At 64.6% G+C, this 21,961-nt stretch carries 24 protein-coding genes, 1 tRNA gene and 1 other annotated feature; of the genes, 4 read left to right on the top strand and 21 right to left on the bottom strand.

All coding sequences use genetic code 11. From position 1 onward, the window contains the following. Positions 1-5: 5 nt before the first annotated feature. The 8 genes from grxD to leuC all read right to left on the bottom strand — a co-directional run bounded on the left by grxD (position 6) and on the right by leuC (position 5,273). A complete protein-coding gene (grxD, locus tag QUV11_RS12110) occupies positions 6-338 on the bottom strand; it encodes a Grx4 family monothiol glutaredoxin (protein ID WP_300883042.1) in 333 nt (110 codons plus the stop codon). A 47-nt stretch (positions 339-385) separates the two neighbouring features. Beyond that, the gene (locus tag QUV11_RS12105) at positions 386-619 is read right to left on the bottom strand and encodes a BolA/IbaG family iron-sulfur metabolism protein (protein WP_300883040.1); all 234 of its coding nucleotides are present in this window, start codon (positions 617-619) and stop codon (positions 386-388) included. A gap of 3 nt (positions 620-622) precedes the next feature. Continuing rightward, entirely contained in the window at positions 623-949 is a 327-nt protein-coding gene (locus QUV11_RS12100) for a DUF1476 domain-containing protein (protein WP_300883038.1), read from the bottom strand. Between the two features lie 95 nt (positions 950-1,044). Further along, on the bottom strand, positions 1,045-2,040 hold the full coding sequence (locus QUV11_RS12095; protein WP_300883036.1) for an NADPH:quinone oxidoreductase family protein: 996 nt from the start codon (positions 2,038-2,040) through the stop codon (positions 1,045-1,047). A gap of 114 nt (positions 2,041-2,154) precedes the next feature. Further along, positions 2,155-2,748: a 3-isopropylmalate dehydratase small subunit gene (leuD, locus tag QUV11_RS12090; RefSeq protein WP_300883034.1), complete on the bottom strand. Its 594-nt coding sequence runs from the start codon at positions 2,746-2,748 to the stop codon at positions 2,155-2,157. Further along, complete coding sequence (locus QUV11_RS12085) at positions 2,735-2,920, bottom strand: hypothetical protein (RefSeq protein ID WP_300883032.1); 186 nt, start codon at positions 2,918-2,920, stop codon at positions 2,735-2,737. Before QUV11_RS12085 ends, leuD begins: the two co-directional genes overlap by 14 nt. Positions 2,921-2,925: 5 nt before the next feature. Then, a complete protein-coding gene (locus QUV11_RS12080) occupies positions 2,926-3,765 on the bottom strand; it encodes an N-acyl homoserine lactonase family protein (protein WP_300883030.1) in 840 nt (279 codons plus the stop codon). A gap of 80 nt (positions 3,766-3,845) precedes the next feature. Next, positions 3,846-5,273: a 3-isopropylmalate dehydratase large subunit gene (leuC, locus tag QUV11_RS12075; protein WP_300883028.1), complete on the bottom strand. Its 1,428-nt coding sequence runs from the start codon at positions 5,271-5,273 to the stop codon at positions 3,846-3,848. A gap of 143 nt (positions 5,274-5,416) precedes the next feature. Between leuC and QUV11_RS12070 the strand changes: the two genes are divergently transcribed. Further along, positions 5,417-5,920 (top strand): sterol desaturase family protein, encoded by a 504-nt coding sequence (locus QUV11_RS12070; RefSeq protein WP_300883026.1) that lies wholly within the window; start codon positions 5,417-5,419, stop codon positions 5,918-5,920. A 167-nt stretch (positions 5,921-6,087) separates the two neighbouring features. On the opposite strand, the gene QUV11_RS12065 is transcribed toward QUV11_RS12070, so the two are convergent. From QUV11_RS12065 to QUV11_RS12045, 5 genes are all read right to left on the bottom strand, one after another. Next, positions 6,088-7,257 carry an acyl-CoA dehydrogenase family protein gene (locus QUV11_RS12065; RefSeq protein WP_300883024.1) on the bottom strand — a complete coding sequence of 390 codons (1,170 nt, stop codon included), beginning with the start codon at positions 7,255-7,257 and terminating at the stop codon, positions 6,088-6,090. A 120-nt stretch (positions 7,258-7,377) separates the two neighbouring features. Then, complete coding sequence (locus QUV11_RS12060) at positions 7,378-8,544, bottom strand: acyl-CoA dehydrogenase family protein (RefSeq protein ID WP_300883022.1); 1,167 nt, start codon at positions 8,542-8,544, stop codon at positions 7,378-7,380. A 123-nt stretch (positions 8,545-8,667) separates the two neighbouring features. Then, complete coding sequence (locus QUV11_RS12055; protein WP_300883020.1) at positions 8,668-9,480, bottom strand: enoyl-CoA hydratase/isomerase family protein; 813 nt, start codon at positions 9,478-9,480, stop codon at positions 8,668-8,670. Next, the gene (locus QUV11_RS12050) at positions 9,480-10,502 is read right to left on the bottom strand and encodes an NADP-dependent oxidoreductase (protein WP_300883017.1); all 1,023 of its coding nucleotides are present in this window, start codon (positions 10,500-10,502) and stop codon (positions 9,480-9,482) included. The genes QUV11_RS12055 and QUV11_RS12050 overlap by 1 nt, the downstream gene beginning before the upstream one ends. A gap of 144 nt (positions 10,503-10,646) precedes the next feature. Then, positions 10,647-11,153, bottom strand: a complete 507-nt coding sequence (locus tag QUV11_RS12045) for a MarR family transcriptional regulator (protein ID WP_300883120.1) — start codon at positions 11,151-11,153, stop codon at positions 10,647-10,649. Between the two features lie 109 nt (positions 11,154-11,262). On the opposite strand from QUV11_RS12045, the gene QUV11_RS12040 reads away from it, so the two are divergent. Both QUV11_RS12040 and QUV11_RS12035 read left to right on the top strand, forming a co-directional pair. Beyond that, a complete protein-coding gene (locus QUV11_RS12040) occupies positions 11,263-12,348 on the top strand; it encodes a branched-chain amino acid aminotransferase (RefSeq protein ID WP_300883016.1) in 1,086 nt (361 codons plus the stop codon). 127 nt (positions 12,349-12,475) lie between these two features. Further along, a tRNA-Gln gene (locus QUV11_RS12035) sits at positions 12,476-12,550 on the top strand. 180 nt (positions 12,551-12,730) lie between these two features. Here QUV11_RS12035 and QUV11_RS12030 read toward each other — a convergent pair. The 6 genes from QUV11_RS12030 to QUV11_RS12005 are packed head-to-tail and all read right to left on the bottom strand — an operon-like array spanning position 12,731 to position 18,640. Then, positions 12,731-13,153 carry a Na+/H+ antiporter subunit G gene (locus QUV11_RS12030; protein ID WP_300883014.1) on the bottom strand — a complete coding sequence of 141 codons (423 nt, stop codon included), beginning with the start codon at positions 13,151-13,153 and terminating at the stop codon, positions 12,731-12,733. After that, a complete protein-coding gene (locus tag QUV11_RS12025) occupies positions 13,150-13,419 on the bottom strand; it encodes a K+/H+ antiporter subunit F (protein WP_300883012.1) in 270 nt (89 codons plus the stop codon). Before QUV11_RS12025 ends, QUV11_RS12030 begins: the two co-directional genes overlap by 4 nt. Continuing rightward, positions 13,416-13,901: a Na+/H+ antiporter subunit E gene (locus QUV11_RS12020; protein WP_300883010.1), complete on the bottom strand. Its 486-nt coding sequence runs from the start codon at positions 13,899-13,901 to the stop codon at positions 13,416-13,418. Before QUV11_RS12020 ends, QUV11_RS12025 begins: the two co-directional genes overlap by 4 nt. A gap of 1 nt (position 13,902) precedes the next feature. Beyond that, positions 13,903-15,420, bottom strand: coding sequence for a monovalent cation/H+ antiporter subunit D (locus tag QUV11_RS12015; protein ID WP_300883008.1), 1,518 nt, complete (start codon positions 15,418-15,420; stop codon positions 13,903-13,905). Next, positions 15,417-15,803: a Na+/H+ antiporter subunit C gene (locus QUV11_RS12010; RefSeq protein ID WP_300883006.1), complete on the bottom strand. Its 387-nt coding sequence runs from the start codon at positions 15,801-15,803 to the stop codon at positions 15,417-15,419. Before QUV11_RS12010 ends, QUV11_RS12015 begins: the two co-directional genes overlap by 4 nt. Beyond that, on the bottom strand, positions 15,800-18,640 hold the full coding sequence (locus tag QUV11_RS12005) for a monovalent cation/H+ antiporter subunit A (RefSeq protein WP_300883004.1): 2,841 nt from the start codon (positions 18,638-18,640) through the stop codon (positions 15,800-15,802). The genes QUV11_RS12010 and QUV11_RS12005 overlap by 4 nt, the downstream gene beginning before the upstream one ends. Before the next feature lie 230 nt (positions 18,641-18,870). Then, positions 18,871-18,925 (top strand) — a sequence feature (sul1 is cis-regulatory element that is thought to sense ions involved in sulfur or methionine metabolism; They are found in Alphaproteobacteria). Between the two features lie 95 nt (positions 18,926-19,020). Between QUV11_RS12005 and QUV11_RS12000 the strand changes: the two genes are divergently transcribed. Then, a complete protein-coding gene (locus QUV11_RS12000) occupies positions 19,021-20,505 on the top strand; it encodes a SulP family inorganic anion transporter (RefSeq protein WP_300883002.1) in 1,485 nt (494 codons plus the stop codon). A gap of 85 nt (positions 20,506-20,590) precedes the next feature. Here QUV11_RS12000 and QUV11_RS11995 read toward each other — a convergent pair whose 3' ends face one another. After that, positions 20,591-21,301, bottom strand: a complete 711-nt coding sequence (locus QUV11_RS11995) for an ABC transporter ATP-binding protein (RefSeq protein ID WP_300883000.1) — start codon at positions 21,299-21,301, stop codon at positions 20,591-20,593. Further along, positions 21,294-21,959 carry a molybdate ABC transporter permease subunit gene (gene modB, locus QUV11_RS11990; protein WP_300882998.1) on the bottom strand — a complete coding sequence of 222 codons (666 nt, stop codon included), beginning with the start codon at positions 21,957-21,959 and terminating at the stop codon, positions 21,294-21,296. Before modB ends, QUV11_RS11995 begins: the two co-directional genes overlap by 8 nt. Between the last annotated feature and the right edge of the window lie 2 nt (positions 21,960-21,961).

Below are 21,961 nucleotides of genomic sequence, written 5' to 3'. Positions count from 1 at the left end.
GGGAATCAACCGGCGCCGACGAGGCCCTTTTCCTGCATCAGCGTCTGCAGTTCGCCGGCCTCGAACATCTCCATCATGATGTCCGATCCGCCGATGAATTCGCCCTTGACGTAAAGCTGGGGGATGGTCGGCCAGTCGGAGAATTCCTTGATGCCCTGGCGGACTTCCATGTCCTGCAGCACATCGATGCTTTCGTAATCCACGCCGAGATGGTCGAGGATGGCGATCGCCTTGCTCGAAAATCCGCACTGCGGAAACAAGGGCGTGCCCTTCATGAACAGCAGGACGTCATTGCCCTGGACGATTTCGGCGATGCGGGCCTGTGCGGTGTCGGTCATGGTGTCAGCTCCGTGGGTATGCAGATGGTGCCAAGTTGGCCTGGCATTTAGCTGGGGACCGCGGTGGTCAGTTGCAAGGCATGCAGTTCGCCGCCCATGCGTCCGCCCAGCGCCGCATAGACCGCGCGCTGGCGCGCAACGCGGCCGAGCGGCCGGAAGCTTTCAGCCACCACATGCGCGGCATAATGATCGCCATCGCCCGCCAGATCGGTGATCGTAACCTCGGCATCGGGAATACCGGCCTTGATCAACGCTTCGATGTCTGCCGCATGCATCGGCACGGCTCAGTTCGCCTCTTCGATATACTGGCGGCGCGCCTCGACCATCTTGGACTCGAGCGCGGTGCGCACGCCCAGCTCGTCGATGTCGATGCCGGCAGATACCAGATCGCCCAGCAGCTTGCGGATAACGTCCTCATCGCCGGCTTCCTCGAAATCGGCCTGAACGACCGACTTGGCATAGGCTTCGGTTTCTTCGGGCGTCAGCCCCATCTGCTGCGCGGCCCAGTGGCCGAGCAGGCGGTTGCGCCGTGCGGTGATGCGGAACTGGAGGTCTGCGTCGGCTGCAAACTTCGCTTCGAACGCGCGTTCGCGGTCATTGAAAGTGGTCATGTCGGCCCCTTGTGGTCATGCAGAATAGCCTATGCGCATACGCACCGCGCGCGTCAGCGGCAAGCATCAAACCGCACGGCCAAGGCAGCTTTGCGTTACATCGTTACAACCAGCTTGCCGATCGCCTCCCGGTTTTCAAGCCTTGCGATCGCCTCATGCGCGGTTTCGAAGCTGAAGGTTTCCGAAATACGCGGGCTTATCTTGCCCGCCGCCCACAGGTCGAACAGCTCGGCGATGTTGGCAGCATTGCGCTCAGGCTCGCGCGCAGCGAACGCGCCCCAGAAAACGCCGCAGACATCGCAGCTTTTCAGCAGCGTCAGATTGAGCGGCAGCTTGGCGATCCCGGCGGGGAAGCCGACCACCAGGAAGCGTCCTTCCCATGCCATCGCGCGCACTGCCGGCTCGCTGTAATCGCCACCCACGGCGTCATAGACGATATCCGCGCCATTGGGGCCGACCGCGTCCTTGAAGGCATTCGCCAGCGCCTTGGACTGGTCCTTGTCGAACGGCTGGCGGGCATAGACCACGACCTCGTCCGCCCCCGATGCGCGCGCGGCCTCGGCCTTGGCTTCGCTCGAAACGGCTGCGACCACGCGCGCGCCATAGGCCTTGCCCAGTTCGACCGCCGCCAGGCCGACGCCGCCTGCCGCACCCAGCACGAGCAGCGTATCACCCGGCTTGATATGGCCGCGATCCTTGAGCGCGTGGATCGAGGTGCCATAGGTCATCAGCAGCGATGCGCCCTGTTCGAAGCTGAACTGGTCGGGCAATTTGTACGCGCCCGCGGCCGCGACGACCTTCTTTTCGACCAGCCCGCCAAAGCCGGTGCCAGCGATAACGCGGTCGCCGACCGACCAGCCGGTGACCCCCTCGCCCACTGCCTCGACCACGCCTGCGATCTCGCTGCCCGGCGCGAACGGACGCTGCGGCTTGAGCTGATACATGTCCTTGATGATCAGCGCGTCGGGGAAGTTGATCGAGCATGCCTTGACATCCACGAGCAGTTCGCCGGGACCTGCGACCGGCGCATCGATCTCGGTCATCTGCAGCGTCTCGGGGCCGCCAGCGGCAGTCGACAAAAGGGCTTTCATGTGAGGCTCTCTCCGTTTGTTTTTCGTTTTCGTCGCCCCGCGAAGGCGGGGGTGACGCTATTCATACGATCGTGGTGCCGAAGCGGGATTTCCGCGTTCGCGGGAATGACGGCGTCAGGCTGCTACAGGCACCATCCACGGACGGTCGGCGCTGAGCTTGGCTTCGTACGCGCTGATCGCATCCGCCTTGCCCATTGTCAGCCCGATCTCGTCGAGCCCCTGCATCAGGCAGGTCTTGCGGAACGGATCGATCTCGAAGGTGAATCGGTCCTGGAACGGCGTGGTCACGGTCTGGCTTTCCAGGTCGATATGGATGGTGTCGGTCTTGGCCACCTCCATCAACCGGTCGACCGCCTCCTGCGGCAGCACGACCGTCAGGATGCCGTTCTTGAACGCGTTGCTCGAGAAGATGTCCGAAAAACTGGGCGCGATCACCGCGGTGATGCCAAGGTCGATCAGCGCCCAGGCGGCGTGCTCGCGGCTCGACCCGCAACCGAAATTGTCACCCGCAATCAGGATCGGCGATCCGGCGTAATCGGGATCGTCGAACACGTTGCCCGGCTCGGCGCGGATCGATTCGAACGCCCCTGCGCCCAGCCCTTCGCGGCTGATTGTCTTGAGCCAGCGCGAGGGGATGATGATATCGGTATCGACGTTCTTGCGGCCAAAGGGGAAGGCCTTGCCCTCGACGCGATCAATCGGTTGCATGGGGGCCCTCGGTCGCTTCGGCGCCCGGCTCTTCCGGCTTGGCCGGGGCATCGGTCTTCGGCTTGTTGAACTGCTTGCCGACATACAACAGCGCTGCTGCAAGCGCTGCAGAACCCACCGCTGCGCCTGCCATGGCGCTGTTCGACCAACCGTCCTTCTTGTCCTTGCTCACTGCATTTACTCCGCCGCCTGGGGAAACGCGGGCAGCTTGCCCACGTCTGCCGGCTCATGTTGAATGATCACTGTCGCCTTGAGATTGTCGGCCAGTTTCTTGAATCGGTCAAGCGATGCCAGGCTCTCGGCCCGGTTGACGTTGAAGGTCGGCACGCCGTTTGACGCATAATTTTCGCTGAAATGCGCCAGATCTCCGCTCAGCAGCACCGGGCCTTTTTCCTTCAGCCGCACCAGCAACCCGCTATGCCCCGGGGTGTGGCCGGGCAGCCGCAGCATCGTCACCGATCCATCGCCGAACACGTCCTTGTCGGTCGTCGCCTGCTCGACCTTGCCGCCACCCGATATCCAGTGCGCGAACGGCGCAGGGTTGGCGCCGTAGGATGCAGGATCGGTGGTCAGCACTGTCCAGTCGCCCTTGCCGACGATCAGCGTCGCACCGGGAAACTCGGCTAGCTGCCCGCTGTGGTCGAAGTGATAATGGCTGAGGCCGACATGCGTGATCCGCGCAGGATCGATCTTGAGCTGCACGAGTTGCTCCTTGATCGTCAGCGTAACGGTCGCATCCATCGCTTGGCTGTCGTCGAGGGGTTTGCCCTTCATCGCCGAGGGCAGCCCGGTGTCCCACAACAGATAATCACTGCCATGCCGGATCAGATAGCAGCTGCTCGTCAGGCGCTTGGACTGCTCTGGATACGCCTGGGTATCGGAAAAGGCGTTGAGATCGTTGGCCGCCACGGTCCCGCAATCGAGTCGCCACAGCTGGACCTCTGCCTTTTGCGCGATGGCCGGGGTGCCGCCCCAGATGGCTGCCGATGCAACGAGCCCCACCAGTAACTTCCGCATTCCGATCCACCCCTGTTGCTATGGCTGCGATTTTTGCGAACGATCATGCACTCGGGCGTCGTTGGCAAGCTCTGATCGTGTCAGGTCAACGTTCTGACGTCGCTCAGTCGGCCGGTCACCGCAGCGGCGGCGGCCATGGCTGGCGACACCAGATGGGTGCGCGCGCCGGGGCCCTGACGGCCGACGAAGTTGCGGTTGGAGGTCGAGGCGCAGCGCTCGCCTGCGGGCACCTTGTCGGGGTTCATCCCCAGGCACGCCGAGCAACCCGGCTCGCGCCATTCGAAGCCCGCCTCGATGAAGATGCGGTCAAGACCCTCTTCCTCTGCCTGGCGCTTGACCAGACCTGAGCCGGGTACGACCAGTGCGGACTTGATTCCCGACGCAGTGTGCCGCCCTTTCAGGACTGCTGCAGCTGCGCGCAGATCCTCGATCCGGCTGTTGGTGCAGCTGCCGATGAAGATGTGCTCGACCGGCACTTCGCTGAGCGGGGTTCCAGCGGTGAGGCCCATGTAATCGAGCGATTTCTGCGCAGCGGCGCGCTTCGAGGCATCGGCGAAGCTCTCCGGATCGGGAACGCTGCCAGTGATTGGAACGACGTCCTCCGGACTTGTCCCCCAGGTGACCGAGGGCGCAATATCGGCGGCGTTGATCACCACACTCTTGTCGAATGCCGCCCCGTCGTCGGTCTTGAGCGTGCGCCAATAGGCCACCGCCGCGTCCCAATCCGCGCCCTTGGGCGCCATCGGGCGGCCCTTGAGATACGCGAAGGTCGCATCGTCGGGTGCGATCAGCCCGGCGCGCGCGCCAGCTTCGATCGACATGTTCGCGACCGTCAGCCGGCCTTCGATCGACATCTGCTCGAAAACTTTGCCACGGTATTCGATGACATGCCCGGTGCCGCCCGCCGCGCCGATCTGGCCGATGATATGCAGGATCAGATCCTTGGGGCTGACGCTTGGCGGCAGATCACCCTCGACGCGAATTTCCATCGACTTCGAGCGCTTGAGCTGCAGCGTCTGGGTCGCGAGCACGTGCTCGACTTCCGAGGTGCCGATACCGAATGCCAGCGCACCCAGTGCACCGTGCGCGGCAGTGTGGCTGTCGCCGCACACCATCGTGCAACCAGGCAGCGTAAAGCCCTGCTCGGGGCCGATGACGTGGACGATTCCCTGGCGCGCATCGGTGGCGTCGATATAGGGCACGCCGAACGCGGGCGCGTTGCGTTCCAGCGCCTCGAGCTGGGCGCGGCTTTCGGGGTCGGCGATGGGCACGCGTTTGCCGGCGGTATCGAAGCGCGGCGTGGTCGGCACGTTGTGATCGGGGACGGCCAGCGTCAGATCGGGCCGACGCACCTTGCGCCCCGCCATTCGCAGACCTTCGAATGCCTGCGGGCTGGTGACTTCGTGGACAAGGTGCCGGTCGATGAAGATGATCGCGGTGCCATCGTCGCGCTGATCGACGACATGCGCATCCCAGATTTTTTCGTAGAGCGTTTTTGCCTGAGCCATTGCGCAAATTACCCCTGTTTGACCGATCTTTGCTGGCCGATTGGCAGAAGCGCGGGATCAAATCCAGCGCGGATTTGGTTGCCGTTGCAACCAGGACAATATGCCCTCTTCAATCGCGCCAAGAATGCGCCTATTCTAAAGCCATGCAAGCGCTCATCAATCTCGGCATCGTGGTTGCCACCACCGCATTCATGGAATTCGTCGCCTGGTGGAGCCACAAATACGTGATGCACGGCTGGGGCTGGGGCTGGCACCGCGACCACCATGAACCGCACGACAATGTGCTCGAGAAGAACGACCTCTACGCGATCGTCGGCTCGGCGATCTCGATCAGCCTGTTCATCATCGGCGCGTGGCTGTGGGAACCGGCGACATGGATGGGCATCGGCGTGATGATCTACGGCGCGATCTACACATTGATCCACGACGGGCTGGTCCACCAGCGCTATTTCCGATGGGTGCCCAAGAGTGGCTATGCCAAGCGTATCGTCCAGGCGCACAAACTGCACCACGCGACCATCGGCAAGGAGGGCGGAGTGAGCTTCGGCTTCGTCATCGCCGAGGATCCGATCAAGCTGAAGCAGGAGCTCAAGCGCCAGCGCGAGGCGGGGATTGCCGTGGTGCGGGATTCTGTCGGGGCAGTTTGAGCGCGGTCAGCGAGTAAATGAGTCAAACTTGTAGCGTGGCTTAACCGGTCCCCTGCGCAGGCAGGGGCCCATCTTCAAACGGTCCCGACCAAGCCACCGGTGCGCTTACCGAGCAGCCTGGAGATGGGCCCCTGCCTGCGCAGGGGACCAGGTTATTGCAGGTGACCTCACAGCATCCCCGTATCCGTTGGCAGGCCCAGCGCCACCCGGCCGACCAGTTCGTAGACGCTGCTCGCGGTCGCGATATGCTGCGTGGCGACATGCGCGTCACGGAAGCGGCGTTGGAGCGTGCTGGTCATGTAGACCGCGCTGCCGCCGCCGATGGTGAACGCGGTCTTGGCGACATCGGCCGCGGCTTCGGTCGCAAAGGTTGCTGCAAGACGCAGCAGCGCGCGCTCGTCGGCGGACAGTTCGCCGCGTGTCATCGCCCCTTCCCAGCACGTTTCGACGCTCTCGCGCAGATAGGCCTCTGCCGCGCCCAGCTTCGCCTGCGCCCGCATCAGATCGGTTTGCACCACACCGCGCTCGGCCAGGGCACGTTGCCCGCCTTGCGGCTTCTTGGTGCGCGCCAGCGCCTTGATCTCGTCCATCGCGCCCGCCGCATTGCCCAAAGCCACCGATGCAACCCCCAAGGCGAGCAGCCCGAAGATCGGAAACCGGTACAACGGCCCCTGCTCCACCGGCGTATCGGCGATCAGCGAAACGCTGCGTTCCTTGGGCACGATGATATCCCTGACCGTAAAATCACCCGAACCCGTGCCCTTCATCCCCATCACATGCCACGTGTCGAGCAGCTCGGCTTGGTCCGCAGGAAACATCATCATGCGGTGATAGGGCGCGCCGTTCTCGAACCGCTGCAATTCGCCATCCTTGAAGATCATCGCCCCGCCCGACAGCCAATCGCAATTGGCGCTGCCCGATCCCCACTGCCAGCGGCCAGAGACGACGTAGTGGTCACCCCTATCGTCGGCGCGGCCCATCGGCGCAAACACGCCGCCGGTAATCGAATGTGGGTCGGAGTAGATTTCCTTCGCGACATCGTGCCCAAGATACGCGGCGTTCAGCGCTGTCGTCGAACCGATCATGGCGCACCAGCCCGCGCTCGCCTCTGACCGTGCGATCGCGTGCAGCACGCCCATCATGTCCATCGGCGAAAGCTCAAGCCCCGCAAGGCTGCGCGGTCGCAGGATGTTGAAGGCGCCTGCCTTCGCCAGGGATTGCGCGATATCCGACGGGAGCTGTCGCGCCGCCTCGATCTCGTCCGCCCGCGCGGCGATTCCCGGCAACAGCATGGCGATGGCATGGCCCAGAGGCTCGATGCTTTCGAGTGGTTGCATAAAAAGTCCCTCTCCCGTTCAGGGGAGAGGTTAGGAGAGGGGAATTCCCGCTCACCAGCCCCTCTCCCTTCGCCGCTGCGCGGCTCTTCCCTCTCCCCTGAAGGAGAAAGGGCATATTCGTCAAAGCCTCATCAGGCTTGCCAGATTGTTGCGCTGCATGTCGCTCGATCCGCCGACGATCGGCATGCCGAGCAGATCGCGGACGTGGCGTTCCATCTCATAGGCGTCGCTGAGCGCATACGAGCCCATCACCTGCTGGCAGATCAGCGCAATCTCCACGCCCGTATCCGCGACAAACAGCTTCGCCATGCTGGTCTCGATCGAGCAGGGCCGCCCCTCATGGGCCAGCCACGCGGCATGATAGAGCATGTGCCGCGCCGCCTGCCATTTGGTGCGCGCGGCGACCAATTTGTGGCGGATCGCCTGGTGCTGGCTGATCGGCTTGCCGAATTGCACGCGTTCCTGCGCATAGCCCCAGGCTTCGTCGATCGCCGCGCGCGCGATGCCCAACGCCACCGCGGAAATCTCGAGCTTCTCGACATCGAGCGCGCGGCCGGCAAGCAGCTTCCAGCCCTTGTTCCACATCGCCTCGCCGCCGACGATGGCGGATGCAGGCAACCGGACATTGTCGAAATAGACGTCCTGGCTGTGGGTGTAGCGCAGGTTGACGTGTTCGATGTCCTGCATCGTCACGCCGGGCGCCTTGGTCGGCACCAGCACGAACGACAGGTTCTTGTAGCGATCCTCCGGCGGGCCCGAGCGCACCAGGCAATAGATGTAGTCGGCCCAGTCCGCGCCGGTGCACCAGCGTTTCGACCCGTTGATCACGATCTCGTCGCCCTCACGCACCGCGCGGGTCTCGACGCTGGCGAGGTCGCCGCCGACATTGGGTTCGGACAGGCCATAAGCGAAGAACATCTCGCCCTTGGCCAGGCGCGGCAGGAATTCGGCCTTCTGCTCGGGCGATCCGTTTTCACTCAAGTTCATGCCGCCATAGAAGCTGGTGTGGATGAACGGGCCGGCCAGGCACGGACCGGCGGCGGCAAGCTCCTCGATGACCGCGATCGCGGCAACCAGATCCTGCCCTGCCCCGCCATATTCTTCAGGCACGGTCAGAGCCGTCAGACCCAATTCATTGAGTTTGCTATAGACATCGCGTGGCCAGCGCGCCGCCTTGTCCCACGCCTGCCGCGCCTCGCGTGGGGCATGTTCGGCAACGAAGCGCTGCAGCGTTGCGCGCAGCGCGGAGACGTGATCGGGCTCGTCGGTGAAGGTTTGCAAGGTCATACGCCTATCCCCTCCCCGTCACCCCCGCGAAGGCGGGGGTCCCGCCTGGTCGCGTAGATCGAGCAGAAAACGGGATTCCCGCGTTCGCGGGAATGACGGCGGTGGGCGAAATAATGGCCATTCTCACTCCCCCGTCAGCTTGGGCGCGCGCTTCTCGGCCATCGCGGCCACCGCCTCGCGCCGATCGCCGAGATAGTTGGAGACGCTCTCCCAACCGATCGCCGCGTCCATCATCTGCGCCGCCAGCGCGCGCAGCGGGATGTTGGTGACCGTCTTGGTCCAGCGCACCGCCCATTTGGGGTTGCCCTGCAATTTGGCGATGATCTCAGCCAGCTTGGCGTCCAGCTGGTCGCCCGGCACCGAATGGTTGATCAGCCCCATCGCCTTGGCTTCGACAGCGGTCAGCATGTCGCCGGTCATCAGCAGCTCCTTGGCGCGGGCATAGCCGATCAATTGCGGCCAGATCAGCGCGCCGCCATCGCCCGCGACCAGCCCGACCTTGACGTGCGGGTCGCCGATCAGCGCCTTCTCGTCCGCCACGATGATGTCGCACAGCAAGGCGATCGTCGCGCCCAGCCCTGCCGCCGCGCCGTTCAACCGGCACAATATCGGCTTTTCCATCTCGAGCAGGCTGGTGACGATGCGCTTGGCGTCCCAGGCGATCGCGCGGAAGCTCGCCGGATCGTCGATCTGCTGCTGGAACCAGGCGAAGTCACCGCCTGCGCAGAATGCGCGCCCCTTGGCGGTGAGCACGATGATGTCGCTGTCGTGATCGCGCTGCAAATCGGTGAACACCCGCGCAAGCTCGTCATGCATCGGGCCGTCGACGCCGTTGACGGGATGATCCGAGGTGATGATCGCGCGCAGCACGCGGCCATCGCGCTCGAATGTGAAGCGGGTGTAGCTCTGATCCTCGATCCGGAAAGCCTGGCTCATCAATAGTCTCCCAGTCGCACCAGCCGGCGGCCGAAACTGGCGCCGGTGAACAGGCCGCAGAACGCCTCGGGCATTGCTTCGAGCCCCTCGAACATTTCCTCGCGGTAGACGAGCGTCCCGTCAGCGATCATCGCGCCCATCTCGGCCTGCGCCGCGGCGAACTGCGGAATGTCGTCGAACACCAGGATGCCGCGCATCGTCAGGCGCTTGGCGATGAATTCGCCGGTGTTGGTGATGCCGGCACGCTCGCTCAGCGGAACGTTATAGTCCGCGACCTGGCCGGAGACGATGATATGGCCATTCAACCGCATCATCGGCAGCACGCGGTCGACCATCGCGTTGCCGACATTGTCGAACAATATGTCCACGCCTTTGGGGCAGGCCGCGGCAATCGCGGCATCGAGATCATCGACCGCCTTGTAGTCGATCGCCGCGTCGAAGCCGCATTCGCTGACCAGCCAGTCGCATTTGTCCTGGCCGCCGGCGATGCCGACCACGCTGGCGGCGCCCCAGGCTCTGGCCAGCTGCCCAGCCGTGGCACCGACGACGCCGGCAGCCGATGTCACCAGCACATGCGCGCCCTCGCGCATTTGGCCGACGCGCTTGAGGCCAAACCAGCTCGTCATCCCCGGAATGCCCAGGATCCCCAGCCACAACGAGCGCGGCAGACCATTATCGGACAAAGGCAGGATATAACCGCGCCCGTCGCTGATGCTATGGCTGCCCCAGCCGCCGCTCGCGGTCACCCAGCTGCCAACCGGGTAGCGCGTGTTGCGGCTCTCGGTCACCTGGCCCACGACGAACCCGTCGATCCGCTCGCCCGGCGGAATCGGCGGCGCATAGCTCGCGCCCGTTGCCGAAAGCCGCGAGCGCACACCCGGGTCGACCGAAGCGATACGGTGTTCGATCAGGAACTGATGGTCGTCGAGCGCAGGGATGTCGCTTTGGGCAAAGGTGAAATCGCCCGGTTGCGGCAAGCCTGCAATCGGGGCTTTCAGCACAACGCTGCGCATGGTGGCCATTGAGGTCCGCTCCTGATTTTTGTCTGATTTCCGCCAGAATTGCAGAAGCAGGCGCCAGCGCAAAGCGGAAATGTCGCCGATTTCCGAGGCGAGCATGGCAATCGCCTATGCCCTAGCGTCATGCCCCGGCGTTTGGCCGGCGCGTTAGCCGGGACGTCGCTCGCTGCCCAGCTCGGCGAGCAGCACGCGATCAGCTTCGGGCACCAGACCTTCGAGCACCCGCCAGAAGCCGGTCACCGATTCCTGCCCGGCGCGCCGGTATGCTTGCGACAACCGCGTGCGCAAGGCATCGAAAAGCTCCGCCTCGAGCGCAGCCCCCGCAGAGGTCAGCCGCAGCAGCTTCTGCCGCCGGTCGGTCTCGCCGCTGCGCGTCTCGATCAAATCGCGGCGCTGCAACTCGGTCAGCACCCGGCCCAGCGACTGCTTGGTGATCGCCAGCGCGCGCAGCAGCTGACTCACGGTCAGATCGGGATTGCGCGCGATGAAATACAGCGCGCGGTGGTGGGCACGGCCCAATCCCTGTTTGGCCAGCTGATCATCGATCGATTTGGTCAGCCGCGTGTAGCCGAAGAACAGCAGTTCGACGCCGTGCCGGATTTCATCCTCGCGCAGGAACAGCGCGGATGCTGGTGGGGAAGATGGGACAGGCATGTTGACCTTGATTGCCAGCACGATTAGGTCTTGGCAAGCCCGCGTTGCAGCAAGGCCAGCAATCGGGACGATACGATAACCCATAATCCTTGCAGTTTTAGGGGATACCATGCTGCCCTTTGCCGTTGAGCCGACCTCCAACCCCACCCCCGCAAGCGCGCGCGATGCGGCGCTGGCCGATCCCGGCTTCGGCAAGCTGTTCACCGATCACATGGTGGTTGTGCGCTATGACGAGGACAAGGGCGGCTGGTACGACGCGCAGGTCACCGCGCGCGCGCCGATCCCGATGGATCCGGCATCGTCGGTGCTGCATTATGCGCAGGAAATCTTCGAAGGCATGAAGGCCTACAAGCTCGCCGATGGCAGCACCGCCCTGTTCCGCCCCGATGCCAATGCCCGGCGCTTCAACGAATCGGCCGCGCGGATGGCGATGCCTGCGGTGCCGAAGGATGTGTTCATCGAATCGGTCGAGCAACTGGTGCGGATCGACCGCGACTGGTTTCCCAAGGTCGATGGCGGCGCGCTGTATCTGCGTCCGTTCATGTTCGCGAGCGAAGTGTTCCTGGGCGTGCGCCCGGCGAAGCAATATCTGTTCATCACCATCGCCTCGCCGGTGGGCGCGTACTTCAAGGGCGGCATCGCGCCGGTGACGATCTGGGTGTCGCAGCATTATACCCGCGCTGCGCCCGGCGGCACGGGCGCCGCCAAATGCGGTGGCAACTATGCCGCCAGCCTCGTCGCGCAGGCCGAAGCCACCGCGCAAGGCTGCGACCAGGTCGTGTTCCTGGATGCGGCCGAGCATAAATGGGTCGAGGAACTGGGCGGCATGAACCTGTTCTTCGTGTTTGACGACGGCACCATTGTCACCCCGCCGCTGACCGGAACGATCCTGCCGGGAATCACCCGTGCCTCGATCATCGATCTGGCGCGCGGCCTGGGGATGACCGTGCGCGAGGAGCCGTATTCGATCGACCAGTGGCGCGCCGATGCCGAAAGTGGCACGCTCCGCGAGACCTTTGCCTGCGGTACTGCAGCGGTTGTCACCCCGGTCGGCACGGTCAAGTCCCCGGACGGCAGCTTCACCATCGGCGGCAACCAGTCGGGGCCGGTAACCTCCGCACTGCGCTCGGCCCTGGTATCGATCCAGCGCGGCGATGCGGCAGACCCGAACGGTTGGGTACACCGCATCGGCTGATCTGCGTCGCACACGAGCCCGTCGTCAGCGCCTCAAAAAGGCGCTTGGCGGGCCAACGCTTTTCCGTATATAGGCCGCTCCCGCGCTGCACCGGCCTTGGCCGTGAATAGCGCTGCGAGCACGGCATTGGGGTGTCGCCAAGTGGTAAGGCACCGGTTTTTGGTACCGGCATTCGCAGGTTCGAATCCTGCCACCCCAGCCACGTTCAGCTGCAAGTGATAGTACGGACAGGGGCGGTCCTCCTATCCGCCTCCAGCCCGCATACCGCTGCTCATCGTTCTGTGCGCAGGATCAGGGCGCAATCTTCAACCGAGCGATCCGGTTCTCGTCGAGAACGAAGAAGGCGCTGACGCTGCCGCCGCTGGCGCGTCACCCGCGCCGGTCAGCTTTCGGACGTGGCTGCAACAGAATCCGCATGTGGAGCCTCATAGGTCGCCCAATTGGCCTTGTCGGAAGGAGCAGCCGGACGACCCGCCGGGCCAGCAACCGCGTCGTCGCCCTGGGTGCGCAGTTCGTGCAGATGGACCTTGGCGATCATGTTGGCGGAGATCGGCGCCGTGATGAACAGGAACAGCGAGATCAGCAGCTCGTGCAGCGCCCATTGGCCCTCGCCGAGCATGAAGTAGAGCATCGAGCCCACCAGCATGCCGCCGAGCCCCAATGTCGTCGCCTTGGTGGGCCCGTGCAGCCGCTCCATCAGCGTCGGCAGACGCACCATGCCCCAGCTGCCGATCAACGCGAAGCTTGCGCCGATGACGATCAGCACGCTGATGATCACATCGAACAGGATGCCGAGCCCGCTCATTCGACGATGTCCCCGCGCAGCAGGAACTTGCAATAGGCCACCGTCCCCACGAAACCGACCATCGCGAGCAGCAGCGCCGCCTCGTAATACGTATCGTTCACGGTCAGCATGCCGATCACGATGATGACGGCGATGGCGTTGATCACCATGGTATCCAGCGCCACGATACGGTCGCCCGCCGTCGGGCCCTTGAGCAGGCGCCACAGGTTGAGCGCCAGTGCCAGCGACAGGCAGACAAATGCGAAGGTGATGGCATAGGAGATCATTTGAAGACCCTTTTCAGACGCGCCTCGTAGCGCGCCTTGATCCGGGCGATTTCAGCTTCGGGATCGGGCGCGTCAAGCGCATGCACCAGCAGATAGTTGCCGCAGGCCGACACATCGGATGATACGGTGCCGGGCGTCAGGCTGATCGTACCGGCCAGCACGGTGATCGCCTCGGGTGTATCGAGCTCCATCGGGATCGACAGCCAGGCGGGGCGCAGATCGCGGTTGCGGCGGAACAGGATGATCCAGGCAATCTCGAAATTGGCAACCACGATGTCCCACAACACCAGCAGCAGATACGCCACGCCTGCACGGTAGTTGACATCCGGGCGGCCCGGCCAGAACGGCGCGGTAAAGATCGGCAGCAGAATGCCGATGACGATGCCGACCAGCAGTCCGCCCACTGTCGGCTCGTTGGCCATCAGCAGCCAGATGATGACCAGCAGGACCGAAAGCCCGGGATGCGGGATCAGGCGGCGCATATCACGGCTCTCCCAGAACGGCGCGGGCGGTGGCGGCAGCGTCGAGAATCTGGTTCGCTGCGGCGGCACCATAAGCCGTCGCCGGGCCCGCGCCAATCGACCATGCCGCCAGCAGCGCGATGGCGATCGCAGGCGCCGCCATATCAGCCTTCGACACGACGACGGGCCGGGCGCCATCGGTCGGCGGGGTTTCCTTCCAGAAGATCGCGCTGCCGGTGCGGGCAAAGCCGATCACGCCGATCAGCGTGGTGGCGAGGATCACGCCCCATGCCCAGCCCCAGCCGGGCGTATCGAACACCGATTCCAGGATCAGCAGCTTGCCGATGAAGCCGGACAAAGGCGGCAGACCGGTGGCGGCAATCGCAGCGGCCATGAACAGCAGCCCGGCCAACTGGCGCTGGCTGAACACCGGCCCCGGGGTTGCGGTATCGCCGAAGCTGGCGCGGCGGCGCGCGACGACATCGGCCACAAGAAACAGCGCCGCGCCGGCGAGAGTCGAATGCACCAGATAATAGATCGCAGCCGCCAGCGTATCGGGCTGCCAGCCGGCCACCGCGATCAGCAGCGTTCCGGTCGAGCCGATCACCGCATAGGCGGCCTGTTCGGACAGGTTGCGGGCGACGAACACACCGGCAAAGCCGACGACCGCGGTCAGCGCGGCAGCGGGCAGCAGATAGGGGGCCGGCGCCCAGGCGGCCGCGCCTGCACCATCGCCGAAGATCTGCGGTACCACGCGGATGATCGAGTAGACGCCGACCTTGGTCATGATCGCGAACAAGGACGCGATCGCGGGCGTGGTGACCGCATAGGTCCGCGGCAGCCAAAGATGCAGCGGGACCAGCGCCGCCTTGAGCGCGAACACGCTCACCAGCAACAGCGCCGCCACCCGCAAAAGCCCTTGATCATCGGGACCGAGCGCGGCGACGCGCAGGCCCATATCGGCCATGTTGAGCGTGCCCGTGAGCGCATAAAGCAGTCCCAGCGCGATCAGGAACAACGAGGATCCGACGATGTTGACGATGACATACTGCACCCCTGCCTTCAGCCGGGCAGGCCCCTGCCCGTGCAGCATCAGGCTGTAGGATGCGATCAGCAGCACCTCGAAGAACACGAACAGGTTGAACAGATCGCCGGTGAGGAATGCACCGTTCAGGCCGAGCATCTGAAACTGGAACAGCGGATGGAAATGCCAGCCTTTGCGGTCCGCACGGGTCACCACCGCATGAATCAAGGCGATCATCGACATTGTCGCGGCCAGCGTCAGCATGATCGAAGACAGCCGGTCGATGACCAGCACGATGCCGAACGGCGCGGGCCAGTCGCCCAGTGCATAGGTGCGGATGGTGCCGTCGGCTGATGCATTGAGCAGCACCAGAGCCGCCAGCAGCATCGCCGCGCACGAGGCGAACGAGATCGATACGGCCAGGTGCCGCGTGCGCCGCATCAGCAGCAGCGCTAAAGGCGCTGCCAATGCGGGGATGACGATGGGGGCAATCGCCAGATGGGCGGTCAGGCTCATGCGCGCGGCTCCCGCCTGGCGTCCGCAGAAGGTCCGTCTCCGGGCGCGCAAGGGGCGTCATCGCCATCGACCTGGTCGCTGCCGGTTTCTAGGAAGCTGCGCAGCGCCAGCACCACCGCAAACGCGGTCATCCCGAAGGTGATCACGATCGCGGTCAGCACCAGGGCCTGAGGCAAGGGATCGGCGTAGTCCGATACCGTCTTCGACCAGATCGGCGGTGCATTCAGCGTCAACCTGCCCGAAGCGAACAGGAACAGGTTCACCGCGTAGGAAAAAAGCGTCAGACCAAGCACCACCTGAAACGTCCGGCCGCGCAGCGCCAGATAAATGCCGCCGGCCACCAGCACGCCGATCGAACTTGCGACGAGGAATTCGAGCGTCATCGCTGATCCTCCTGCTGCTGGGCTTCGACCTGCGCGGCATGCGCCCTCGCCGCGCGCTGCGATATCTGGCTGAGTTGCGCGAGCGCCAGCATCACCGCGCCGAACACCACCGCAAAAACGCCGATGTCGAACAGCAAAGCGGTTGCCAGTTCGACCTCGCCGACCAGCGGAACCTGGAAATACCCGAAAGCGCTGGTGAGGAAGTTGGCGCCGAATAGCAGCGAGCCCAGCCCCGTCGCCATCGCGATCAGGACGCCCGAGGCGATCAGCATATGCTCGCCGACCCGGCGGCGCGCATCGGTCCAGTCGAAGCCCGAGGCGAGATATTGCAGCAGGAACGCGATCGCCACCACCAACGCGGCGATGAAACCGCCACCCGGCTGGTTGTGGCCGCGCAGGAAGATGTAGATGCCCGCTGCCAGCACAAGCGGCAGCAGGATGCGTGTCGCCATCACGAACATCAGCGGGTGACGCTCAGGCGAATGCGGCATGTCTTCCTGCCAGGAGCGCAGCCGCGCCCCGGCGGCGCCCCGCGCCGTCGTGTCGAGCAGCGCAAAGATCGCCAGCCCCGCGATCCCGAGCACGATGATCTCGCCCAAGGTATCGAAAGCGCGAAAATCGACCAGGGTGACGTTGACGACATTGGTGCCGCCGCCGCCCGAATAGCTGTTGGCCAGATGGAAGCTGGAGATCGGGTCGTTGGGGTTGCGGGTCAGCATCGCCCAGGCTGCTCCGCCCACGCCCAGTCCGCCGCCGATCGCGAGCAGGACATCGCGGATACGCCGAGGATTGCTGGAAAGCAGCGGCGGCGTTTTGGGCAGCAGGTTGAGCGCCAACAGCAGCAGCAGGATGGTGACCACCTCGACCGATATCTGGGTGAGCGCAAGGTCCGGCGCGGAGAAATGCACGAAGGCGAGCGTAATGATGAGCCCGATGACGCTGATATAGATCAGCACCAGGAACCGCTGGCGCTGCGCCAGCACCACGGCGATGGTTGCGGCGATGAGCAGCGCCCAGGCGATGATCGCCACCGCCGATGCTGGCTGTCCAGCGCGCGTGCCGGTCAGGTTGCCGCCGCCGGTCAGCGCACCTTCGGTGATCAGCACCACGATCACCGCGAAGGTCGCAAACAGCATCATCTGCAGCGAAGGGGTATGCGTGGCGACGATCAGCTTGCGCACCTGCCGGTCGGCAAGGCCCATCGCCCGGTCGAACATTTCCTTGGCGTCGAGATGCCGCACCGCCTCGTAGCGGCGCAATATCCCGGCATGCCGCCACAGCAGCAGCACCCCGATGGCGACCGCGGCCATGCTCATGCCCAGCGCCAGGTTCACGCCATGCCACAATGACAGCCCAAGATAGCCCACCGGCGCGCCGGTCACCGCGCCTGCCACCGACCCGACCAAAGGCCCGGCCAGCGCCATCGGCACCAGCCCGAGAAGCACTGCAAGGATCACCAGGAAGGCGGGCGATGCCCACATGCCGATGCCCGGATCGTGCGCCTTGGCGTGGGGCACGGGATCGCGCGGCTTGCCGAAAAACAGATGAATGGCGAGGCGCAGCGAATAGGCCACCGACAGCGTCGCGGCGACGGTCGCCACCACCGGCACCAGCCAAGGCAGGCCGAACAGGCTGATCTGCAGGGTTTCGTCGAGCATCATCTCCTTGGAGATGAACCCGCCCAGCGGCGGCAGCCCGGCCATCGCCGCAGCAGCGATCGTCGCGACCACCGCGGTGATCGGCATGACCTTAGCGAGCCCGCCCAGCCGGCGAATGTCGCGGGTGCCGGTTTCATGATCGACGATCCCCGCCGACATGAACAACGCCGCCTTGAACGCGGCATGGTTGAGGATGTGGAGCACCGCAGCCACCGCCGCCATCTCGAGCGAGAAGCCGAGCAGCATCACCAGCAGGCCGAGCTGGCTGATCGTCGAATAGGCCAGAATGCCTTTGAGATCGTGCTTGAACAGCGCGACCCACGCGCCCAGCAGCATCGTGATCAGCCCGACACTGGTGACGATGACCGTGTACAGATCGGTGCCCGCGAGCACCGGCCACAGGCGCGCGAGCAGGAACACGCCCGCCTTCACCATCGTTGCCGAATGCAGATAGGCGCTCACCGGGGTGGGCGCCGCCATGGCGTGCGGCAGCCAGAAGTGGAACGGGAATTGCGCCGATTTGGTAAAGCAGCCGATCAGGATCAGTACCAGCATCACCGGATAGAGCGGCGAGGCCTGGACGATGTCGCCGCGCTGCAGGATCGTCATCAGGTCGAAGGAGCCCGCGATGCTGCCCAGCAGGACCATGCCTGCGATCAGCACCAGCCCGCCGCCGCCGGTCACCGCCAGCGCCATGCGCGCACCCTGCCGCGCTTCGGCCTTGTCGCGCCAGAAGCCGATCAGCAGGAACGAGGACAGGCTGGTGAGTTCCCAGAACACCAGCAGCAGAAGCACATTGCCCGACAGCACGATGCCCAGCATCGCCCCCTGGAACAGCATCAGGCTGGCAAAGAACCGCCCGGTCGCCTCGCCGCTGGCCAGATAGAAATGGCCGAAGATCACCACCAACAGGCCAATGCCGAGGATCAGCCCGGCGAACATCAGCCCGAGAGGATCGATCATCAGCGAAAAATCGAGCCCAATTCCGGGTACCCAGGGCGCCGACACCGCCAGCACCTCGCCGCCGATTACGCGCCCGGCGACCGCCAGCACGATCGCCAGTCCCAGCGCGCTTCCTGCCGCCGCCAAGCCGCTGTGCAGCGCCCGTCCGCGATCGCTGCCAAAAGCGATCAGCAGCGCAGCAAGAAACGGGAGGACAACCAGAGTGTATAACGTCAACGGGACTGCCATTGGCTGGCCGGAATGCTCCTTAGGGGGGATGTCACCAGCAAAACCGGGACGATCATGTTCCAACTGTCCTTGCCGCAGGGAGTTCCCCCAGACAAGGAAAAGTGGCCCCGCCCGAGCAAGCTTCTGGCAAATCTGCAGAGATAGACATTCGAAACCCGGCGGCATGCCGTTCGCACTTGCAGCAATTCCCGATTTGCTTTACCGCCACGCGGCTATCCGCCGGACTCGGTTTAGACCGGGTGGCTCGGCCCGGCGCCTATCCCCGGGATAACCTTCTCCTCCCTTCCTATGCGAACCTCCCGGCACGCGCCTGATCCAGGCCCGGCGTCACGGTGAAGGCGACGCGTTGGTACAGCACAAGGTCCATCATGTTCCAAATCGAAACCCTCAAGCGCGAGTGGCTGTCCAACCCGCGCGGCGACATCCTGGCCGGGATCGTCGTGGCGCTCGCGCTCATCCCCGAAGCGATCGGCTTTTCGATCATCGCCGGGGTCGATCCGCGTGTCGGGCTCTACGCATCGTTCTCGATCGCGGTGATCATATCGCTGGTCGGCGGGCGTCCGGGTATGATCTCGGCGGCGACCGCGGCGGTTGCGGTCGTGGTCGTCCCGCTGGTGCGCGACTATGGCGTCGATTATCTGTTCGCTGCGACCATTCTGATGGGTGTGATCCAGTTGGGTGCCGGCTTCCTGCGGCTCAATCTGTTGATGCAATATGTCTCGCGCTCGGTGATCACGGGCTTCGTCAACGCGCTGGCGATCCTGATCTTCATGGCGCAGTTGCCCGAACTGATCGGCGTGCCGGTGCTGACCTACGCGCTGGTCGCAGGGGGCCTCGCGATCATCTACCTGTTCCCCTATCTCACCAGGGCGGTGCCATCGCCGCTGATCGCGATCGCCGTGATCACGGCTTTGGTGGTCTACACCGGCTTCGATGTGCGCACGGTGGGCGATATGGGCGAACTGCCGTCATCCTTGCCAGCCTGGCTGATCCCCAATGTGCCGTTCACGCTGGAAACGCTGCAGATCATCCTGCCCTATTCGCTGACCATGGCGGCGGTCGGCCTGCTCGAATCGATGATGACCGCGCAGATCGTCGATGACCTCACCGACACGCCGTCGGACAAGCAGCGCGAGATGAAGGGCCAGGGCATCGCCAACTTCTTCACCGGGTTCCTCGGCGGCATGGGCGGCTGCGCGATGATCGGCCAGTCGGTGATCAACGTGAAATCGGGCGGCCTGACGCGGCTGTCGACCTTTGTGGCGGGCACATTCCTGCTGTTCCTTATCCTGGTGCTCGGCTCGCTGGTCGCGATCATCCCGATGGCGGCCTTGGTCGCGGTGATGATCATGGTGTCGATCGGCACCTTCTCCTGGGCGTCGATCCGCGACATCCGTCATAATCCCTGGCAGTCTTCGGTGGTGATGCTGGTCACCGTGGTGATCGTCGTGTGGACGCACGATCTGGCGCAGGGCGTGCTCGCGGGCGTGATCCTGTCGGGACTGTTCTTCGCCAGCAAGGTCAAGCGGATGTTCACGGTGACCTCGGAGCTGTCGGCGGATGGGCTGAGCCGCCGCTACAGCGTGTCGGGCCAAGTGTTCTTCGCCTCGTCCGAGAGCTTCGTCGACGCGTTCGACTTCAAGGAGGTGCTCGACCGGGTGGTGATCGACGTATCGCAAGCCCATTTCTGGGATATCTCGGCGGTCGGCACGCTCGACAAGGCGATCCTCAAGTTCCGGCGCAGCGGTGCAGCGGTCGAGATTTTGGGCCTGAACGCCGCCAGCGCATCGATGGTCGACCGCTACGCTATCCACGACAAACCGGGTACTGAATCGTACCTTGGCGGCCATTGAGAGGATCATCGCCATGGAACGCGTCCTCGCCGGCATTGATGCATCGAGCTATTGACGGTGCGCTGAACACAGGCACTGGCCCGCCCTATTGCGCCATCCACTGCGCCAGGTGAGAATGCGGACTCGTCTGTAGCGCCTGCGCAGCGATCGTCTCGACAGCGCGCCCGGCGATGACCAGGCACAGTCGGTCGGCGATGCGGGCCGCATCGGCAATGTCATGCGTGACCAGCACGATCGGGATGTCGGACGCCGCGCGCACGGATTGCAGCGAGCGGTGCAGTTGGCGCCGTGTGGGGTGATCCACCGCCGAAAACGGCTCGTCCAGCAGCAGCACATGCGGCTTGCGGGCCAATGCGCGGGCCAGCGCCACGCGCTGCTGCTGCCCCCCGGACAGCTGCGCGGGGCGCCTGCCGTCCAGTCCCTCAAGCTGCATCTGCTCAAGCAGCCGGTTCGCCTCGCGCTCCCGGTCGGCGCGCGGCAGATCGCGCATCGCCTCCAACACATTGGCACGCGCGCTCATGTGCGGAAACAGCGCATAGGACTGAAAGACGAAGCCAACGCGGCGCGCGTGCGCGGGAAGATCGATGGCGCTGGCGCTGTCAGCCCAGACTTCCCCGTCGCATATGACGCTGGCCTCTGCGGGGCGGTGCAGCCCCGCGATGCAGCGCAACACGGTCGTCTTGCCCGCCCCAGACGGCCCGACCAGCGCCACGGTCTCGCCTCGGCCAAGGGTCAGATCGAAATCGAGCGGGATCGGTGAATCCTGCCGCAGGGCGATCGCCAGCCCCTCAGCCATGCGCGCGCATCCGCCGCGCCAGCAGGAAGGTCAGCGTCACCGTCGCCAGCGCGATCGCCATCAGCACCAGCGCCATCGTGTTGGCCCCCTGCATGTCGAAGCCCTGCACCCGGTCGTAGATCGACAGCGCCAAGGTGCGCGTTTCGCCAGGGATCGATCCCCCCACCATCAGTACCACGCCGAACTCTCCCAATGTGTGGGCAAACGCCAGCACCGCGCCGGTGACCAGGCCCGGCCAGGCCAGCGGCAGCTCGATCCGCCACAGGCTCTGCCAGCGCGAATGCCCGCAGGTGGCCGCCGCATCGCGCAGATCCTGCCCGATCGCCTCGAACGCCCGCTGCGCCGGCTGGACCGCAAACGGCAGGTTGACGAAGACAGAGGCGATCAGCACCGCCTCGAAGGTGAACACCAGGCCTTCGCCGAACACGGCCGCCCACGCGCTGCCCACCACTGAATCGGGCCCCATGCCCGAGAGCAAGTAGAAGCCGATCACGGTGGGTGGAAGGATGAGCGGCAAGGTCACCAGCGCTTCGACCACCGCCCGCCCGCGAAACCGAGCGAACGCCAGCCAGCGCCCCAGAATCAGCGCGATCGGCAGCAGGATGATGACGGTAAGCCCGCCCAAAAGCAGCGAGAGATGGAGCGCCTGCCAGTCCATGC

Source organism: Blastomonas sp. (assembly GCF_030373265.1).
GTDB lineage: Bacteria > Pseudomonadota > Alphaproteobacteria > Sphingomonadales > Sphingomonadaceae > Blastomonas.
This window is presented reverse-complemented; position numbering and strand designations above follow the sequence as displayed.

Excerpts from the sequence above, each read along its gene's own strand:
- grxD (WP_300883042.1), bottom strand. The coding sequence starts at position 338 with ATGACCGACACCGCACAGGCCCGCATCGCCGAAATCGTCCAGGGCAAT.
- QUV11_RS12100 (WP_300883038.1), bottom strand. The coding sequence starts at position 949 with ATGACCACTTTCAATGACCGCGAACGCGCGTTCGAAGCGAAGTTTGCA.
- QUV11_RS12095 (WP_300883036.1), bottom strand. The coding sequence starts at position 2,040 with ATGAAAGCCCTTTTGTCGACTGCCGCTGGCGGCCCCGAGACGCTGCAG.
- leuD (WP_300883034.1), bottom strand. The coding sequence starts at position 2,748 with ATGCAACCGATTGATCGCGTCGAGGGCAAGGCCTTCCCCTTTGGCCGC.
- QUV11_RS12080 (WP_300883030.1), bottom strand. The coding sequence starts at position 3,765 with ATGCGGAAGTTACTGGTGGGGCTCGTTGCATCGGCAGCCATCTGGGGC.
- leuC (WP_300883028.1), bottom strand. The coding sequence starts at position 5,273 with ATGGCTCAGGCAAAAACGCTCTACGAAAAAATCTGGGATGCGCATGTC.
- QUV11_RS12070 (WP_300883026.1), top strand. The coding sequence starts at position 5,417 with ATGCAAGCGCTCATCAATCTCGGCATCGTGGTTGCCACCACCGCATTC.
- QUV11_RS12065 (WP_300883024.1), bottom strand. The coding sequence starts at position 7,257 with ATGCAACCACTCGAAAGCATCGAGCCTCTGGGCCATGCCATCGCCATG.
- QUV11_RS12060 (WP_300883022.1), bottom strand. The coding sequence starts at position 8,544 with ATGACCTTGCAAACCTTCACCGACGAGCCCGATCACGTCTCCGCGCTG.
- QUV11_RS12055 (WP_300883020.1), bottom strand. The coding sequence starts at position 9,480 with ATGAGCCAGGCTTTCCGGATCGAGGATCAGAGCTACACCCGCTTCACA.
- QUV11_RS12050 (WP_300883017.1), bottom strand. The coding sequence starts at position 10,502 with ATGGCCACCATGCGCAGCGTTGTGCTGAAAGCCCCGATTGCAGGCTTG.
- QUV11_RS12045 (WP_300883120.1), bottom strand. The coding sequence starts at position 11,153 with ATGCCTGTCCCATCTTCCCCACCAGCATCCGCGCTGTTCCTGCGCGAG.
- QUV11_RS12040 (WP_300883016.1), top strand. The coding sequence starts at position 11,263 with ATGCTGCCCTTTGCCGTTGAGCCGACCTCCAACCCCACCCCCGCAAGC.
- QUV11_RS12030 (WP_300883014.1), bottom strand. The coding sequence starts at position 13,153 with ATGAGCGGGCTCGGCATCCTGTTCGATGTGATCATCAGCGTGCTGATC.
- QUV11_RS12025 (WP_300883012.1), bottom strand. The coding sequence starts at position 13,419 with ATGATCTCCTATGCCATCACCTTCGCATTTGTCTGCCTGTCGCTGGCA.
- QUV11_RS12020 (WP_300883010.1), bottom strand. The coding sequence starts at position 13,901 with ATGCGCCGCCTGATCCCGCATCCCGGGCTTTCGGTCCTGCTGGTCATC.
- QUV11_RS12015 (WP_300883008.1), bottom strand. The coding sequence starts at position 15,420 with ATGAGCCTGACCGCCCATCTGGCGATTGCCCCCATCGTCATCCCCGCA.
- QUV11_RS12010 (WP_300883006.1), bottom strand. The coding sequence starts at position 15,803 with ATGACGCTCGAATTCCTCGTCGCAAGTTCGATCGGCGTGCTGGTGGCC.
- QUV11_RS12000 (WP_300883002.1), top strand. The coding sequence starts at position 19,021 with ATGTTCCAAATCGAAACCCTCAAGCGCGAGTGGCTGTCCAACCCGCGC.
- QUV11_RS11995 (WP_300883000.1), bottom strand. The coding sequence starts at position 21,301 with ATGGCTGAGGGGCTGGCGATCGCCCTGCGGCAGGATTCACCGATCCCG.
- modB (WP_300882998.1), bottom strand. The coding sequence starts at position 21,959 with ATGGACTGGCAGGCGCTCCATCTCTCGCTGCTTTTGGGCGGGCTTACC.